9 protein-coding genes and 2 pseudogenes are annotated in these 16,688 nt (G+C 60.0%); 3 read left to right on the forward strand and 8 right to left on the reverse strand.

The annotated features are described in order from the left end of the window. Positions 1–26: 26 nt before the first annotated feature. Positions 27–1,247, reverse strand: coding sequence for an aspartate aminotransferase family protein (locus tag IQK56_RS20545; protein WP_150677036.1), 1,221 nt, complete (start codon positions 1,245–1,247; stop codon positions 27–29). Positions 1,248–1,550: 303 nt separating this feature from the next. Here IQK56_RS20545 and IQK56_RS20550 point away from each other — a divergent pair, with 303 nt between their 5' ends. After that, positions 1,551–7,475: a leucine-rich repeat domain-containing protein gene (locus tag IQK56_RS20550; protein WP_193901806.1), complete on the forward strand. Its 5,925-nt coding sequence runs from the start codon at positions 1,551–1,553 to the stop codon at positions 7,473–7,475. A gap of 10 nt (positions 7,476–7,485) precedes the next feature. On the opposite strand, the gene argR is transcribed toward IQK56_RS20550, so the two are convergent. From argR to acs, 7 genes and pseudogenes are all read right to left on the reverse strand, one after another. Beyond that, a complete protein-coding gene (argR, locus tag IQK56_RS20555) occupies positions 7,486–8,466 on the reverse strand; it encodes a transcriptional regulator ArgR (RefSeq protein WP_122306475.1) in 981 nt (326 codons plus the stop codon). 100 nt (positions 8,467–8,566) lie between these two features. After that, positions 8,567–9,331 (reverse strand): ABC transporter ATP-binding protein, encoded by a 765-nt coding sequence (locus IQK56_RS20560; RefSeq protein ID WP_090400457.1) that lies wholly within the window; start codon positions 9,329–9,331, stop codon positions 8,567–8,569. Between the two features lie 27 nt (positions 9,332–9,358). After that, on the reverse strand, positions 9,359–10,471 hold the full coding sequence (locus tag IQK56_RS20565; RefSeq protein WP_150761338.1) for a succinylglutamate desuccinylase/aspartoacylase family protein: 1,113 nt from the start codon (positions 10,469–10,471) through the stop codon (positions 9,359–9,361). A 1-nt stretch (position 10,472) separates the two neighbouring features. Continuing rightward, a complete protein-coding gene (locus IQK56_RS20570; RefSeq protein ID WP_122306473.1) occupies positions 10,473–11,171 on the reverse strand; it encodes an ABC transporter permease in 699 nt (232 codons plus the stop codon). Continuing rightward, a complete protein-coding gene (locus IQK56_RS20575; RefSeq protein WP_010208305.1) occupies positions 11,168–11,857 on the reverse strand; it encodes an ABC transporter permease in 690 nt (229 codons plus the stop codon). The genes IQK56_RS20570 and IQK56_RS20575 overlap by 4 nt, the downstream gene beginning before the upstream one ends. A 91-nt stretch (positions 11,858–11,948) precedes the next feature. After that, a complete protein-coding gene (locus IQK56_RS20580; protein WP_150675668.1) occupies positions 11,949–12,734 on the reverse strand; it encodes an ABC transporter substrate-binding protein in 786 nt (261 codons plus the stop codon). A gap of 653 nt (positions 12,735–13,387) precedes the next feature. Beyond that, a pseudogene (gene acs / locus IQK56_RS20585) lies at positions 13,388–15,342 on the reverse strand (acetate--CoA ligase). Between the two features lie 413 nt (positions 15,343–15,755). Here acs and IQK56_RS20590 point away from each other — a divergent pair. Together IQK56_RS20590 and IQK56_RS20595 are read left to right on the forward strand one after the other, a co-directional pair. Continuing rightward, on the forward strand, positions 15,756–16,025 hold the full coding sequence (locus IQK56_RS20590; RefSeq protein ID WP_122307816.1) for a DUF2790 domain-containing protein: 270 nt from the start codon (positions 15,756–15,758) through the stop codon (positions 16,023–16,025). A gap of 475 nt (positions 16,026–16,500) precedes the next feature. After that, positions 16,501–16,688, forward strand: a pseudogene (locus IQK56_RS20595) (ribonucleotide-diphosphate reductase subunit beta); the annotation flags it as partial.

Below are 16,688 nucleotides of genomic sequence, written 5' to 3' on the forward strand. Positions count from 1 at the left end.
CAAGCCCCCTCCCACATGTGTAGCTATCAGGCTTGGGTCAGCGTTTTTACAGCCCGCTCGAAGCGATCCAAACCTTCAGTGATATCCGCGTCTTCCACCACCAGACTCGGCGCAAAACGCACCACGTCCGGGCCGGCTTGCAGGATCATCAGGTTTTCTTTCTCGGCCGCGTTGAACACGTCCTTGGCGCGGCCTTTGAAGGCATCGCTCAGCACGCAACCGATCAACAGGCCCATACCACGTACTTCGGTGAAGATGCCGTACTGCTTGCCGATCTGTTCCAGGCGCGCCTTGAACTGGTCGTGCTTGGCGTTGACGCCAGCCAGCACTTCGGGGGTGTTGATCACGTCGATCACCGCTTCGGCCACCGCGCACGCCAGCGGGTTGCCGCCGTAGGTGGTGCCATGGGTGCCGACCACCAGGTGCTTGGCCAGGGCTTCAGTGGTGAGCATCGCGGCGATGGGGAAACCGCCGCCCAGGCTCTTGGCGCTGGTGAGGATGTCTGGCACTACGCCGTAATGCTGGTAGGCGAACAGGTGGCCGCTGCGGCCCATGCCGGTTTGCACTTCGTCGAACACCAGCAGCGCGTCGTTGGCGTCGCACAGTTCGCGGGCGCCTTGCAGGTACGCCAGCTCGGCTGGCAGTACGCCGCCTTCGCCCTGGATGGGTTCGAGCACTACGGCGCACGTCTTGTCCGACACGGCGGCTTTCAGCGCAGCCAGGTCGTTATAAGGAACGTGGGTGATGCCGGTGATTTTAGGACCGAAGCCATCGGAGTACTTCGACTGGCCACCGACGTTGACGGTGAACAGGGTACGGCCGTGGAAGCTGTTCAGCGCGGCGATGATCTCGTACTTCTCAGTGCCAAAACGGTCGAACGCGACACGACGGGCCAGCTTGAAGGCGGCCTCGTTGGCTTCGGCGCCGGAGTTGCAGAAGAACACACGCTCGGCAAACGTGGCGTCGATCAACTTATGGGCCAGGCGCAGGGCCGGCTCATTGGTGAAGACGTTGGACACGTGCCACAGCTTGTTGGCCTGCTCGGTCAGTGCACCGACCAGCGCCGGGTGGGCGTGGCCCAACACGTTGACCGCGATGCCGCCGGCAAAGTCAATCAGCTCGCGACCCGCCTGGTCCCATACACGCGAACCTGCGCCACGCACGGGGATGAACGCGGCAGGTGCGTAGTTGGGAACCATGACCTGGTCGAAATCGGCACGTTGCACCGGGGCTTGCTCAACGGACATCGGAGTCTCCTGAAGAGGAACGCCTGCCTGGAACTGGCGGGCGATGCAGGGATTGTAAGGACAGTTTTCAGTGCGGCCTTGCCGCCAAGCGACAACTTCTTATAGCGCAAACCCCCGTTTTTGGCGGGTTTACGCCAATGCGACAAATAGCGTCGCAATGGCGCAGTTTAAACCGTGCGCACCTGTCATGGGCAGGCTCATCGCTGGGCGACTGCAAATTCCCTGCCCCTAACTGTGCACCACTCGCCTGCCTGCACAACCTGTTCTGCTCTGGGTCCTTTTATGCCGTCAAGGAGCGACCCCATGGGCACCCCACCAGCACCCGCTGTTCCCCACTACCAAATCCTGAAAAACGCCCTGCCCCAATGGCTCGGCAACGCCGCAGCAGGCAAGCGTGCAGCGCTGGCCAACTCCGCGCCCGTCATCGCCGACTGGTACAAAAACGCCAGCGAGGCGCAACACCAGCAACTCAAGCGCCTCAATGGCAATGCCTGGACCGCCCAGAACCAGGTAGACAGCGCCATGGCCGCGCTCAAAAGCCCGGCAGACTTTGGTGCCGAGGTGCTGCAACAGGCCCTTGCCAGTCAGTACGGGATCGACGCAGATGTCAGGACCACCTACCTGCAACTCTATATTCCTCTGACCGTTGTCGGCTTTACCGTCAAACCCGGCGCGGCGCGGACCTGGAGCGTCTCTTTGCTGGACGCGGCCCTGCACAACTTCGAGCCCTCCGAAGCCGTGGCCGGCGGCTATGAAGCCAATTCCAACTTCACCACAGAGCCGACCTCTACCGGGCAGTTCCAGGCGCTGCCGGCCATCGCCGCGAAAATCAGCATCCCGCAGTTCACCACCCTGTGCCGCCAATTGGACATCGGCGGCCAATACCAACGTTATCTCAACAACTACCTGGACCAGAGCAACCCCGTGGCCAAGGCCAGCCTGCGCTACAAGGTCATAAACAGTCAGCTCACCGCGCTGAAACTCGCGCTGTACATGGCCTTGATCAAAAACGACCTGCCGCGTAGCAGCTATGACGCCGTGTACAACCTGATCACTGACACGCCCGTCAATGGCTGCCAGCCTATGGAATGCAACGAGCTGCTGATCATGTCGACGCGCCTCACCGGCATCGTTGTTTTTTCTGAAAACCTGGCGGCGAGCCAGGTGGTACTGCCCGTGGTCGTGTACATCCCTGACGATCCGCAGCACCCGGTGAAACACTACGCCAGCAGCCAGGCGTTCGTGCACGCCCTCGCAGAAAAACTGCGCGATCCCGGCTACCAGCGATTCTTCAGTCGCTTTGTCAGCCATGAAGACCTGGGAGTGTTTTTTGCCAACCTCAACCAACGCTTGAGCCAGGTAACGTGGCACCCACACACCCCAGGCGACCCGTTGCCCTCCTGGCGCGAAACGCCCACCGAAAAACCCAACCTGCAGGTGCGCCCGCGGAAAATCAGCGGCGAGCTGTTCGAACATCTCTACCAGATGAACCTCAGCAAACTGTTCAACGACGCACGTTCCCAAGCCGTCTCCACCGCCAGCGCGGACCAGAAAGCGCGCTGGGAACGCTGGGCCTTCATTCAGAAAATCGGTAACACGCTGCTGCAAATTATCGCGTTCGTGGCCATCCCCTTCGTACCGCCACTGGGCGCGCTGATGCTGGCGTACACCGCTTATCAGGTACTGGACGAAGCCTTTGAAGGCATCATCGACTGGGCCGAAGGGATGACCCACCAAGCCCTAGGCCATGCCCTGGGCTTTATGGAGCAACTGGTGCAACTCGGAATGTTTGCCGTGGGTACACCGATCGCCGAAGGACTGTTGCGGGCGGCGCTGCCGGCCGAACTCCTGGCGTTTATCGAGCGCCTTAAACCGGTGACGCGCCCCAGCGGCAAAGCGCGCCTGTGGCAGCCGGATATCACCCCCTACCGCCACGACCTGAAACTGCCCCCAGACTCGCGCCCCAACAAACTGGGCCTTCACCGGCACCGAGGCCAAACCGTCCTGCCCATGGGCGATGACCCCTATGTGCTGCACACCGACAGTACAACCGGTCGCTATTCCCTTCATCACCCCAGTCGTCCGGACGCCTATCGCCCCCAGGTCATGACTAACGGCCAGGGCGCCTGGGTGACAGAACTGGAGCGCCCACTGACCTGGGACACCACCACGCTGATGCGCCGCCTCGGCTACTCAACCGACGGCATCAGCGACGCCCGACTCCAGCAGGCTCGCCGTATCAGCGACACCCACGACAACGCCCTGCGCAAAATGCACCTCACCCAGCAGACGCCACCGCCGTTGCTGGCCGACACCCTCAAGCGCATCAAGATCGACCAGTCTCTGCAAGACTTCATCGTGCAAATGGGCAGCGACGACCCGGCACTCTATGGGCAGGCCAACTCGCAGCTTCAGCTCAAACTGCTGACCAATTACGGACTGTGGCCAGAAACAAAAACCCTGCGTTTCCTGGACAACCAGGGCAACACGATATGGGAACTCAGCCGCGGTGCCGATGCTGCAGTTGTACAGATACACGAAGCGCAAATGAAAAATGGCAACCTGCTGCGCACCATCATCGAGTGCCTGGATGAACCCGAGCGAAAAACCCTGCTGGAAGAACCGTTCGGCTCGCCGAAATCGTCCTCGCAAACCCGCGCAAGCGTGTTGAGAAAACGGCTGGCACGGATCGCCAACAACAAGCGCTATTCACTGTTCGAGGCAGAGTATCGAGGCGTGGAGCGCGCCCGCGATGCACGCGTGCAAAAAATCATGGATGCGGCGCCAAACCGTGGCCTTCCCACCAGCGTCGCCGAGGAAATCCTCGCGGGGGCCAGTGGTGAGGAACTGCGGGCCATCGATCAGGCCGGGGTGCCTGAGCGCCTTGTAGAACTGGCCGAATGGGCGCAACACGAAGTCCGCACCACGCGGGCCTATGAAGGCCTGTATCTGGACTCCGTCGAAAGCCCGGACACCCACCAGTTGGCACTGCACTCCCTGGAAAACCTGCCAGGCTGGTTGCACACCGTGCGCCTGGAGGTCAGGCAATACCGAGCCGATGGCGCACTGCTGGACAGCATCGGGGCCGAAGACGCCCCCCTCAAGCGGACCCTCATCGCCACCGCAGAGGGTGACTACATCCCGCAGGATCAAAGCAACACGTTGTTCGGCACCACCGATTTCTACACCGCCGTTCTCCAGGCGATTCCCGATGCCTCACGGGACTCGCTGAAGATTCATATCGGCCAAGGCCCACGCCTGCAACAGGCGATTGCCGAGCACGCCATCGATCGCCAGTTTGTGCGGCGCTTGCTTGATGCCAACCCGCAATTCAAACCGACCTACGATCCAAGCGTCATGCGCTTGCGCGGCGGCATGGACGGCTACCGCCCTGCGGATGAACCACAACCGGGCCCCAGCGCAGAGCTGTCGCTGGAGCAGCGCGCCCAGGAGCTGTTGCCAGCGCTGTCCGCCGACCAGATTCGCGACGTGGTACACACCCTTGAGAACCGACCGGGCGGTGCGCTGGCAACCCTGGTGTCGTTGAAAAACGAATACACAAAAATGGACATCGACCTGGCCAATTGGGAAGCCAGCACCCCTCGATTCCACGCCGTGACAGAAGCGCCGTTGAACAGCCTGGAGTATGAATATGCACGGCGCAATCGGGCCCACTGGGCCCAGCAGATTCGCCGCGCCTGGCGCCAGGAAAGCGAAGTGGACAGCTACTTCCAGCCCCCCGCCGTCAATGGCCAGATGCTCAGGCTGCTCAGCCCTATCAACGGCGAACCGCCCCGGCTCAGCGCACGCTTCGAACATATTTCCTTACTGGAGTTGGCCGGGGATCACGCCCCACTGAACATCAATGCCTTTGTGCAGCAGTTCCCGAGACTGCGCCAGTTGATCATCCGAAAAGTCAGGCTTGAAGCTTTCCCACACGCCGTCGCCTCAATGCCGCACTTCAACGAACTGATCCTCAGCGATTGCAACCTTGCCCTGACCGCAGAAGACCAGACGACATTGAGCAGCATGACCGGGCTGGTGACCCTGGACCTTTACAACAACCCGCTGGCACACACACTCAGTGTCGAAAACATGCCGAACCTGCAATACCTGGACCTGAGCAATACCGGTATCAGCGAGCTGCCACGGGGCCTGCTCAGCCGAGCACATCTTGACCTGGCGCTGCTGTCGAACAACCGGATCCAGGAGGTGCCCGCGGAAATATTCACGCTGCCCGCCACAACAAGCAACAAGTTCGACCTCTCCGGCAACCCTCTTTCAAGCCGCACGCTGGAGCAGGTGAAAACCTATTTCCAGCGCACCGCCAGCTACTGGGATATCGATGCCGCCCCGGCCGATACCGCACAGGTCAGGCGGCTCTACCCCAGCTTCAACAACGACGACGTCAATCGCTTTATCTATTCCCTGCCCGGCGACCTGCAGGCTGGCAAGATCGCGTTGAATCGCCTCGAAATCGAATACATGGGGATTTACGGCGATATGCTTGGCTGGGTGAGTGACGCCCGGATCAGCGCTGAGGAGCGCACTGCCCGAACGCTATTTCGCCAAGACATGGAAGCGGCATGGCGTCGTGAAATCCCGATGGCCGAGAACCACAATGGCATCACCTTCGGCTACGAGCTGACACTCTCCAGGCCGGTCAGCGGGTCGTTGCCCGCCTTGCATACGCCCTTCGACCACGTAACCTCCCTGATCCTGCGAGGTAACACCGGCACCTTGCAACCCGGCGCGTTCCTGCGGGCGTTTCCTGCCCTCAAGCAGCTGTCCATCGAACACTTCACGCTCACCGAATTGCCGATGGAAATCGCAAACCTGCACCAACTGGGCACGTTACGCCTTAACCACAACACCTTGCGCTTGACCCCGAGCAGCGCCAACGCGCTGGCCAGGATGTCGCGCCTTGAGCACCTGGACCTGAGCGAAAACCCTCTGGGATTAATACCGGACACCAGCCGCATGGCACGCCTTTCCCGGCTGTCATTGCGCAATACCGGGCTGACCGAAATCCCGGCCGACGTGCTGTCCGCCACGGCCGCCGAAAGGCACGTAGATGTTAGCCACAACGCAATCAGTGACATACCCGAAACAGCCTTTGCGTTGCCACAAAGCCGCATTGCCCGCTTCGACCTCTCCAGCAACCCGCTTTCGCGCCAGACCCTGCGCCGAATAAAAACCCACTACTCGACCGTCCAGCAACACTGGATGGCCAGCCCGCCAACAGCGGAGCTGCAAAGGCTCAAGGCGCTTTACCCGAACCTTGCCGACGCCGAGATCGGGCGTATCTACTTCCAATTGCCTGGGGATATTGACGCCGCCTCCAGCGAACTCATCCGATTGGGTATCGAGTACGATCAACTGCGCACGGACCTTCGAGAGTGGGCCCTCAATGTACCCCTGCGCGACCCGCTGCTGGATGTTGTACTGGATGCGGGCACCCGCGCCGAAGAGCAGTTGCGGCGCATGCAATTCAAGACAGTGCTTGAGCAGTGCTGGCGCCGGGAAACCGAAGCCGACGACTCCGGCAGCCCGCCGTACCGCACGCACAAGCTGGTGTTTCATGCCCAGCTATTGGGGGATATGCCCCGACTGAGGGCTCGCTTTGCTCATGTGACGCTGGTCGAACTGATCGGCGAAGGCAGCAACCTGAATGCAGATGGACTGCTCAGGGCGTTCCCAAACCTGCGGCACCTGATTATCGAACGCTACACCCTCACCGACATCCCCGAACCGGTCTTCAGCATGACCGCGCTGAGAGAACTGGGATTGCCGGAAAACCATATCCGTCTCACGCCTCGCAGCGCCGGGCAACTCGCAGAAATGAGCAACCTGAGATACCTGGACTTGAGTGATAACCCACTGGGCATAACTCCGGATTTACGCAGCCTGTCACACCTCAAAACGATTTACCTGCACAACTGCGGGCTCACCGAAGTCCCCCCGGGCGCCTTTGGCCTGGGGCAACTGCGAGTGCTGGACTTGAGTGACAACTTGATTGAAAACCTGCCCAGCGACCTGCTGGAAATGCCGCTCCCGCTCAACGACGAATCCGACCTGAGCGGTAACCCGCTGTCCACCCAAAGCCTGGATTTACTGCGCCGCTATTACCGGCAAACGGGGTATGAACTGGGTGTGGAGGAAGCCATGTTTGATGATCAGGGCAACCCGCTGACGCCGCCTCCAACACCTGAGCCGATGGAGGAGTAAGCCCAGGCATTCATCCGCGTTCGGATGGCACCGACGACAACTCGAACGGGCTGCTGCTGCGTCGCTGGTTGCGGTCTTCGCGAGGGGTCGCGCCAAAGAAGTTGCGGTAGGCGCTGGAGAAGTGCGGCCCCGACGAGAAGCCGCACGACAGGCCGATCTGGATGATCGACTTGCTGGTTTGCATCAGCATCTGGCGCGCCTTGTTCAGGCGCAGTTCCAGGTAGTACTGGCTGGGGACGCGATTGAGGTATTGCTTGAAGATCCTTTCAAGCTGTCGTCGCGACACGCAGACGTGCTGGGCGATTTCATCGGTAGTCAGCGGCTCTTCGATATTGGCCTCCATCAACAGAACCGCCTGGGTCAGCTTCGGATGGCTGGAGCCCAGGCGGTTTTGCAATGGAATACGCTGGCGTTCACCGCCTTCGCGGATGCGTTCCACCACCAGCTCTTCGGAGACCGCACCGGCCAGTTCGGCGCCGTGGTCGCGAGCCAACACGGCCAGCAGCAGGTCGAGTACCGACATGCCACCGCAGGCGCTCAGGCGGTCGCGGTCCCAGTCGAACAGATGGCTGGTGGCAATCACCTTGGGGAAACGTTCGGCAAAGTCGTCCTGCCAGCGCCAGTGCACGGCGGCGCGGTAGCCGTCCAGCAGGCCGAGTTGAGCCAGCGGATACACACCGGCCGACAAACCGCCGATCACACAACCGGCACGCACCAGCTGCTTAAGGGCGCTGCTCAGTTGGGAGGCGATTGCGGTGGGCGGTTCGTCGGCCAGCAGGAACAGCTTCTGGAAGCCTTCCAGCTTGCCGGCCCACGGCTCACCCGGCAGTTGCCAGGCGCCCTCGATGGCAGGCTCGGCGAGCAAAAACGACAGTTCATACACCACATCCGGATGCACCCGCTGAGCAACGCGCAAGGCCTCCTCAGCCAGCGCAAGCGTGAGTGCTTTTGTGCTGGGCCAAATCAGGAAACCAATTTTATGGGCGGTCATGGAGTGCTATCCGAAGCGAGTAACAGTAATGAAGACAAAGGCCAATGCTAGCCCGTAAACCAACACAAAGCTCAAAAACAACGCCCCTCCCACACGGAAACTATTTCAAGCTGCCGGACAGGAACTGCTGCAACCGCTCGGACTGCGGGTTGACCAACACTTCCCGCGGGTTGCCACGCTCTTCAACAATGCCTTTGTGCAAAAACACCAACTGGTTGGACACTTCACGGGCAAAGCCCATTTCGTGGGTCACCACCACCATGGTGCGGCCTTCCTGGGCAAGGTCCTGCATCACCTTGAGCACTTCGCCAACCAGTTCCGGGTCCAGCGCCGAGGTCGGCTCGTCGAACAGCATCACCTCAGGCTCCATCGCCAGGGCACGGGCAATCGCCACGCGCTGCTGCTCGCCGCCGGACATATGGCCAGGGAACGCATCCTTACGATGGCCCACGCCAACCTTGGCCAGGTAGTGCTCGGCCTTTTCACGGGCGTCTTTCTTCGACATACCCAGCACGTGCACCGGCGCTTCCATCACGTTTTCCAACGCGGTCATGTGCGACCACAGGTTGAAATGCTGGAACACCATGGACAGGCGCGAACGCATGCGTTGCAGCTGCTTCGGATCGGCGGCCTTGAGCGCGCCGTCCTTGTTGGCCACCAGTTTCAGCTCTTCGTTGTTGAGCAGAATCTTGCCGGCGTGGGGTTGCTCCAGCAGGTTGATGCAGCGCAAAAAAGTACTTTTGCCCGAACCACTGGAACCGATGATGCTGATCACATCACCGGCCGCGGCGGCCAGGGATACGCCTTTGAGCACTTCATGACTGCCATAGCGTTTATGCAGGTCTTGGACTTCAAGTTTGTACATGCTGTCGGTTCTCACAAAAACAGGTGGTCAGTCGTTGAGCAAGCGCCCGTGCCGCAGCGCTTCGCGCCCCGCCACCTTGGCCAGCCAGAAACCCGCTTGGGCATAACGTAGCCGTTCAACGGCAAACAACACCCCGGACGTGCCCGCGCAGATCACGCTGACACGGTCTTCCAGGGGATCAATCACTTCAAAAATCGGCTCGCCCTTCTCGATCCAGTCACCGGCTCTACGCAGGTAACTGATCACCCCGGCGTGGGGTGCGAATAACAATTCGGTGCCTTCAAACGGCACGCCTTCGCAAGCTTCATGCTGCGGCGCAGGCCATTCGCCAGTGATCAGCCCTTGCTCGGCGAGGAAGGCAAGAATGCCTTCGGCGTGGAAGATGGCTTCATCGCGGCCGGTATCGGCTTGACCGCCCAATTCCAGGGTTGTCGCCAGGCACGCCAAGGGGATCTGCGCGTCCGGGAACAGCCGGGACAAACGCAACCAGGGCAGCGAACAGGCTTCATCAAATGAGCTGCCGCCTGAGTCTTCTGCCAGCAAGCCGACCTTTACATTCAGGTGCGCGGACAGCGAACGCCACTGCGGCCAGTGCTGGGGCAGCGCGTACATATGCAGCGCGGCTTCGGCGTCGCAATGCAGGTCGAGGACGATATCCGCGGTGCACGCGTGGCTCAGCAAGACGCGCTGCATGCCTTGCAGTTGGCTGCCCGGCGCGGGCAATGCGTTGAGTGCATCGTCCATGGCCTGACGGATCATGCGCACGTTAGCGTGGGCGTCATCCCCCAGTTTGCCTTTGAGCAGCGCAGCAACCGGCTCGCTCAACTCGACGAAATCACGGTTGAAATTCTTGCCGCTGCCAATCTCGAAGCGCCCCTGATGGCTGCCTTGCAACAGCTGGCCAAGGCCCATCGGGTTGGCCACCGGCACCAGCTCGATGACCCCATTGAGGGCGCCTTGCTGTTCGAGCTCGGCGAGGCGTTTTTTCAGCTCCCAGGCGGCGCGCATGCCGGGCAATTCATCGGCGTGCAGGCTGGCCTGGATATAGGCCTTGCGCTCGCCCTTGCCGAAACGGAACACGCTCAGCTGGCGCTCGCAGCCCAGGTGACCCCAGGGCAACAGGTGGTCGATACGTTCCATATCAGTGCTTCCGTGGAGCCAGGTAGCTCAGCCAGCGGCGCTCGGCCAACTTGAACAGGCGCACCAGGATAAAGGTCAGGCACAGGTAGAACAGGCCAGCGGTGATATAGGCTTCGAACGGCAGGTAGAACTGCGCGTTCACCGTGCGTGCGGCACCGGTGATGTCGATCAGGGTGACGATGGACGCAAGACTGGTGGTCTGCAGCATCATGATCACTTCGTTGCTGTACTGCGGCAGCGCGCGGCGCAGGGCCGACGGCAGCAGGATCCGGCGGTACAGCTTGTAGCGCGACATGCCCATGGCCTTGGCCGCTTCGATCTCGCCATTGGGCGTGGCCTTGAGGCTGCCGGCAATGATTTCGGCGGTGTAGGCGCTGGTGTTGATCGCAAAGGCCAGGCACGCACAGAACGTGGCGCTGGACAGCAGCGGCCACATGAAGCTTTCGCGTACCGCCTCGAACTGCGCCAGGCCGTAGTAGATCAAGAACAGCTGCACCAGCATCGGCGTGCCGCGAATCACATAGGTGAACAGCCAGGCGGCGCCATTGATCACCGGCTGCTTGGACACGCGCATCAAGCCCAGGGGCAAGGCGGCAAGCAGGCCGAAGAACAGCGAGATGGCGAGCAGTTTCAGGGTGGTCAGCAGGCCGCCAAGGTACAGCGGCATGGCCTCCCAGATGACGTTGTAGTCGAAGATCATAGATCAGCCGCCCTTACGCCTACCGAGTAGCGCTTCTCAAGATGACGCAGAGCCAGCAACGACACGCTGGTGATCACCAGGTACATCGCCGCCACTGCGAGGAAGAAGGTAAAAGGCTCGCGAGTGGCGTCTGCCGCCTGCTTGGCCTTGAACATCATGTCTTGCAGGCCCACCACCGAAATCAGCGCAGTGGCCTTGGTGAGGACCAGCCAGTTGTTGGTGAAACCAGGGATCGCCAGCCGGATCATCTGCGGCACCATCACCCGGAAAAACACCTGGAAACTGCTCATGCCATACGCAAGGCCGGCTTCGGCCTGGCCCTTGGGAATGGCCATGAAGGCGCCGCGGAAGGTTTCCGACAGGTAGGCGCCAAAGATGAAACCCAGGGTGCCGATACCGGCGGCCAAGGGATTCAAGTCAATATAGTCGTCGTAGCCGAGCATCGGCGCGACGCGGTTGAGCAGGTCCTGGCCGCCATAGAAAATCAGCAGGATCAGTACCAGGTCGGGGATTCCGCGGATCACCGTGGAGTACAAGTCACCCAGCCAGGCCAACCAGCGCACCGGCGACAGGCGTAACGCGACCCCGATCAGACCCAGAACAATGGCCAAGGCCATGGACGACAAGGCGAGCTGAAGCGTCAACCATGCGCCATCGAGGATGACGGCCCCGTAGCCTTTCAACATGATTCAGGTCCTCGAAAAGGGGGATGAAAAAATGGCGCAAACCGCAGGAATTCTGTTGCTTGCGCCATTTGGGACAGATCGCTGCGACGATTTACTTGGCTTCTGGGCCGTAAATGTCGAAGTTGAAGTACTTGTCCTGGATAGTTTTGTACTTGCCGCTGGCACGGATCGCCGTGATCGCTGCGTTGATGCGGTCCAGGTTTTCCTTGTCGCCTTTACGTACCGCGATGCCGATGCCGTCGCCGAAGTATTTGGCGTCGGTGAAGGCCGGGCCGGTGAACGCGTAGCCTTTGCCGGCTGGGGTATCGAGGAAACCTTCCTGCAACAGGGTGGCGTCTGCCACGGTGCCGTCGAGGCGACCGGCTTCCACGTCCAGGTAGATTTCGTTCTGCGAGCTGTAAGGAACAACGGTGGCGCCTTTAGGAGCCAGCACTTCCTTGGCAAAACGGTCATGGATCGAACCGCGCTGCACGCCGATCTTCTTGCCTTTGAGTTCGTCCAGGCTGTCGCTGACCGCCGTGCCTTCCTTCAACACCAGGCGCGCTGGGGTCAGGTAGTAACGGTTGGTGAAGTCCACGGACTTCTTGCGGTCTTCGGTGATGGACATGGACGACAGGATCGCGTCGATCTTGCGCACTTTGAGCGCAGGAATCAGGCCGTCGAACTCTTGCTCGACCCACGTACATTTGACCTTCATCTCTTCGCACAGGGCGTTGCCGATGTCGTAGTCAAAACCAACGATGCTGCCATCCGGTGCCTTGGAGGCAAACGGAGGGTAAGCCGCTTCGATACCAATTTTCAGGGGCTTGCCTTCAGCGAAAGCCTGCATGGACAGCACGGACAGCGCCAGGGCGCCCAACAGCACGAGTTTCTTCATCTTGGGACTCCATCGGTATAGGGCAAAACAGCAGTATGAGCCATGGCCCACGATGCGGCGAAGGTGAAACCGAATAGCGGTGCTGCGTCCTACACCAATTCAACACCGGCGACGACGAGCGAGTGATCGGCATTCTAACGACAGGCCGGAAGCCGATATTTCCTCAATGCGACAACAATTTACAGAAGCACCGAGAAAGCGGTTCCAGCTCATTGACAGTCCCTGGATTTTATGCAGAGACAAAAGATATTAAACCTGTTGATGCTGCAAATTGCGGGCCTATTATTCGCAAACCCTTCTGGGACGGCAAGTCTGGCGTTTAATCTTATTGCCGGGGGTGTCTAAAGCGCGGTTTTTCGGGGCATAAGCGTAGCCCTTTGCCTCATGTTTGCGCGACGGGTTACACATTTGCGCCGCTCGGTAACATTCAGAAACCTCCTACGCGATAAACCGATATTTATTTGACTGGTGGAGATTCAAATGTGGGAGGGGGCTTGCCCCCGATAGCGGTGTTTCAGCTATAGGTGAGTTGACTGACCCACTGCAATCGGGGGCAAGCCCCCTCCCACATTTGAATCTCCATTGGTTTCAAGACCCCACAAAAAAGCCCCACTCGGCTTACACCGAACGGGGCTTTGTCTGACCAGCCCGCCTTACGCGACGTTCATGGTCTTGTGTGTCTCAATCAAATGCGCCACCACACCCGGATCCGCCAGAGTGGAGATATCCCCCAACCCGTCATACTCAGCCGTAGCAATCTTGCGCAGGATACGCCGCATGATTTTGCCCGAACGGGTCTTCGGCAAGCCCGGCGCCCACTGGATCACATCCGGCGAAGCAATCGGCCCGATCTCCTTGCGCACCCAGTTTTTCAGCTCCAGGCGCAGGGCTTCGGTGGGTTCTTCGCCATTTTTCAGGGTGACATACACATAGATGCCCTGCCCCTTGATGTCGTGCGGCACACCCACCACCGCCGCCTCGGCGACTTTCGGGTGGGCAACCATGGCGCTTTCGATCTCGGCGGTGCCCATGCGGTGGCCGGATACGTTCAACACGTCATCCACGCGCCCGGTGATCCAGTAGTAACCGTCCTCGTCACGGCGCGCGCGTCACCGGTGAAGTACATCCCACGGAAGGTCTTGAAATAGGTATCGACGAAGCGGTCGTGATCGCCAAACAGCGTACGTGCCTGACCCGGCCACGAATCGAGGATCACCAGGTTGCCTTCGGCAGCGCCTTCGATCAGGTTGCCCAGGTTATCCACCAGCGCCGGCACCACGCCGAAGAACGGCCGTGCCGCCGAACCCGGCTTGAGCGCGTGGGCGCCCGGCAGCGGGCTCATCATGTTGCCGCCGGTTTCGGTCTGCCACCAGGTGTCGACAATCGGGCAACGGGACTGACCGACGTTCTTGTAGTACCAATCCCACGCTTCCGGGTTGATCGGCTCGCCCACGGAGCCGAGCAGGCGCAGGCTGCTGCCGTCAGCCCCTTCAACGGCAGCGGTGCCCGAGGCCATCATGGCGCGAATCGCGGTCGGCGCGGTGTAGAGGATATTGACCTTGTGTTTGTCGACGATCTTCGCCACCCGCGTGATGTCCGGGTAGTTCGGCACGCCTTCGAACAGCACAGTGGTCGCGCCGTTGGACAGCGGGCCGTAGACAATATAGGTGTGGCCAGTGACCCAGCCGACGTCGGCGGTGCACCAGTAAATTTCGCCTGGGCGGTAGTCGAACACGCGCTCGTGGGTGAGGCCGGCATACAGCAGGTAGCCGCCAGTGGTGTGCTGCACGCCTTTAGGCTTACCGGTGGAACCGGAGGTGTAGAGGATGAACAGCGCTTCTTCGGCGCCCATCTCTTTTGGCGCACACACGGTGCCCGCCACTTTCATCAGGTCTTCGTACCAGATGTCGCGATGCTGGTTCCACTTGATCTGGCCATTGGTGCGCTTGCACACGATGACTTTCTGGATGCTGCTGGTTTCCGGGTTGGTCAGGGCGTCGTCGACGTTGGCCTTGAGCGGAATTTTCTTACCGGCGCGGATGCCTTCGTCGGCGGTGATCACCACCTTCGACTTACAGTCGATGATGCGACCGGCCAGGGCTTCCGGGGAGAAACCGCCAAACACCACCGAGTGAATCGCACCGATGCGGGTACACGCCAGCATGGCGACCACGGCTTCGGGGATCATCGGCATATAGATAGTCACCACGTCGCCGCGGTGTACGTCCTGGCCACGCAAGGCGTTGGCGAACTTGCAGACTTGTTCATGCAGTTCGCGGTAGGTGATGTTGCGGCTCTCGGCCGGGTCATCGCCTTCCCAGATGATCGCAATCTGATCGCCACGCTCGGCGAGATGACGGTCCAGGCAGTTGTAGGACACGTTCAGGGTGCCATCGGCGAACCACTTGATGTCGACATGGTGATCGTCGAACGAGGTCTGCTTCACCGTGGTGAAAGGCTTGATCCAGTCAAGACGCTTGGCTTGCTCACGCCAGAAACCGTCGGGGTTGACCACCGACTGCTGGTACATGGCCTTGTAGGTCGCCTCATCGGTCAGCGTGTTGGCTGCTACTTCGGGGCGAACGGGGTACAGGGAAGCCGCACTCATCTTTCTTACCTCGGTGACAATAGTTGTTTTTGTATGCCCTGTTGTAGCCGGGGCGGCCCCATAGAACCATTCGACGATGGTAGTAACAAGCCCCTACACATTGCCCTGGTATCGACTGACAGGCCTCTGGCCTACGGCCTGCAAGGCTTTTGTCGTTGTGTGAAAAAACCTTTACCACGGGATTGTTACAAAAACCGCCAATAGTGTTTATCAAAAGCACGGGTATATGAATATAACCCGCAGGCCTAAAATCAACTCCGCCAACCAAGGCACTGTGGTTTACACAGCAGTGATTAACAACGTAACAGCCCCCACGAAGGCAACGTTAATCGCAACTAACCAATCCTAAGTTACACACGCGGCCTCACAAGGGCCACGTGACCCCTTTCGCCCTGAAGAAGGTAAGTACAGAAATGAAAGCTCTCGTAGTTATGGCCCTCAGCAGCTTGTGCGCCACCGCCGTCCTGGCCGACGAAGCCCCGACCGAGCTGGCCGGCCACAACGCCCCGATTGTTGAGGATTACACCTACAGCACCCACTTGGACGTTGCCAAAGTATTGTCCATGAGTGAAGTTCCGAATGTATGTGAAGTTGTACCGGCCAAGATGGAATATGAAGATTCCCACGGTCAGCGCCATATTCTTAATTACAAGATCATGGGCAATGGCTGCTCTAACGGGTAATAACGTCTGAAGTTGGATTCTTATTCGCCGCAAGAAATCGTTCTTGCGGCAAAGAGCCAGCACTCCCTCCCCTCGTCGCCCCCCCTCGAAAAAAATCCTGCCGCTCGTCCCTTCAACCAACCCCAACAAACTCGCGCCTTGGCCCGAAAAGCAGGCTTTTTGTCTGCGATCCGTGACCATCCACCGCAACACAAAACCGAATTTTTCCCTATAATGCGCGGGTAAATCGGGCCTGCAATATCCCTTTACACAGGGATGAAGAGCCAGACCTGAGGCCTCCGCTGGAGCATGCACCTAGCGCTCCGCACCTCAAGCCTCACGCAGAACCCGTTACCCGATTCCGTTTATTTGCCTGCGCGAGCTGTTGCAACAAACGATTCCTTAAAGAACCACCGCGGCCTGAGGGTCGTGTGAACACCCAACCATCCGGTTTCACACGGGCACCTTTGAGCCCTCACGCAGGAGACGACACGTCATGCTGAGCTGGGACGAATTCGACAAAGAAGAAGAAGGCGAAGTAGCCACCAAAGGCGCCAACGCCGGCCACGCCACCGAAGCCAACATGGACCGCCTCGACGGTGCCGGCGCTGCTGCCGCCATCGAAGCCCGCGCCGTGACCGCCAGTGACTCCGCCGCCATCGTGCGCGCCAAGGCCGCCCTGGA

Origin of the sequence: Pseudomonas cyclaminis (genome assembly GCF_015163715.1) — a bacterium.
Taxonomy (GTDB): Bacteria; Pseudomonadota; Gammaproteobacteria; order Pseudomonadales; family Pseudomonadaceae; genus Aquipseudomonas; species Aquipseudomonas cyclaminis.

Bases quoted from the DNA above. Each gene is read 5' to 3' on its own strand.
- IQK56_RS20590 (WP_122307816.1), top strand. From the start codon at position 15,756: ATGAAAGCTCTCGTAGTTATGGCCCTCAGCAGCTTGTGCGCCACCGCC.
- IQK56_RS20575 (WP_010208305.1), bottom strand. From the start codon at position 11,857: ATGTTGAAAGGCTACGGGGCCGTCATCCTCGATGGCGCATGGTTGACG.
- IQK56_RS20560 (WP_090400457.1), bottom strand. From the start codon at position 9,331: ATGTACAAACTTGAAGTCCAAGACCTGCATAAACGCTATGGCAGTCAT.
- IQK56_RS20545 (WP_150677036.1), bottom strand. From the start codon at position 1,247: ATGTCCGTTGAGCAAGCCCCGGTGCAACGTGCCGATTTCGACCAGGTC.
- argR (WP_122306475.1), bottom strand. From the start codon at position 8,466: ATGACCGCCCATAAAATTGGTTTCCTGATTTGGCCCAGCACAAAAGCA.
- IQK56_RS20580 (WP_150675668.1), bottom strand. From the start codon at position 12,734: ATGAAGAAACTCGTGCTGTTGGGCGCCCTGGCGCTGTCCGTGCTGTCC.
- IQK56_RS20565 (WP_150761338.1), bottom strand. From the start codon at position 10,471: ATGGAACGTATCGACCACCTGTTGCCCTGGGGTCACCTGGGCTGCGAG.
- IQK56_RS20550 (WP_193901806.1), top strand. From the start codon at position 1,551: ATGGGCACCCCACCAGCACCCGCTGTTCCCCACTACCAAATCCTGAAA.
- IQK56_RS20570 (WP_122306473.1), bottom strand. From the start codon at position 11,171: ATGATCTTCGACTACAACGTCATCTGGGAGGCCATGCCGCTGTACCTT.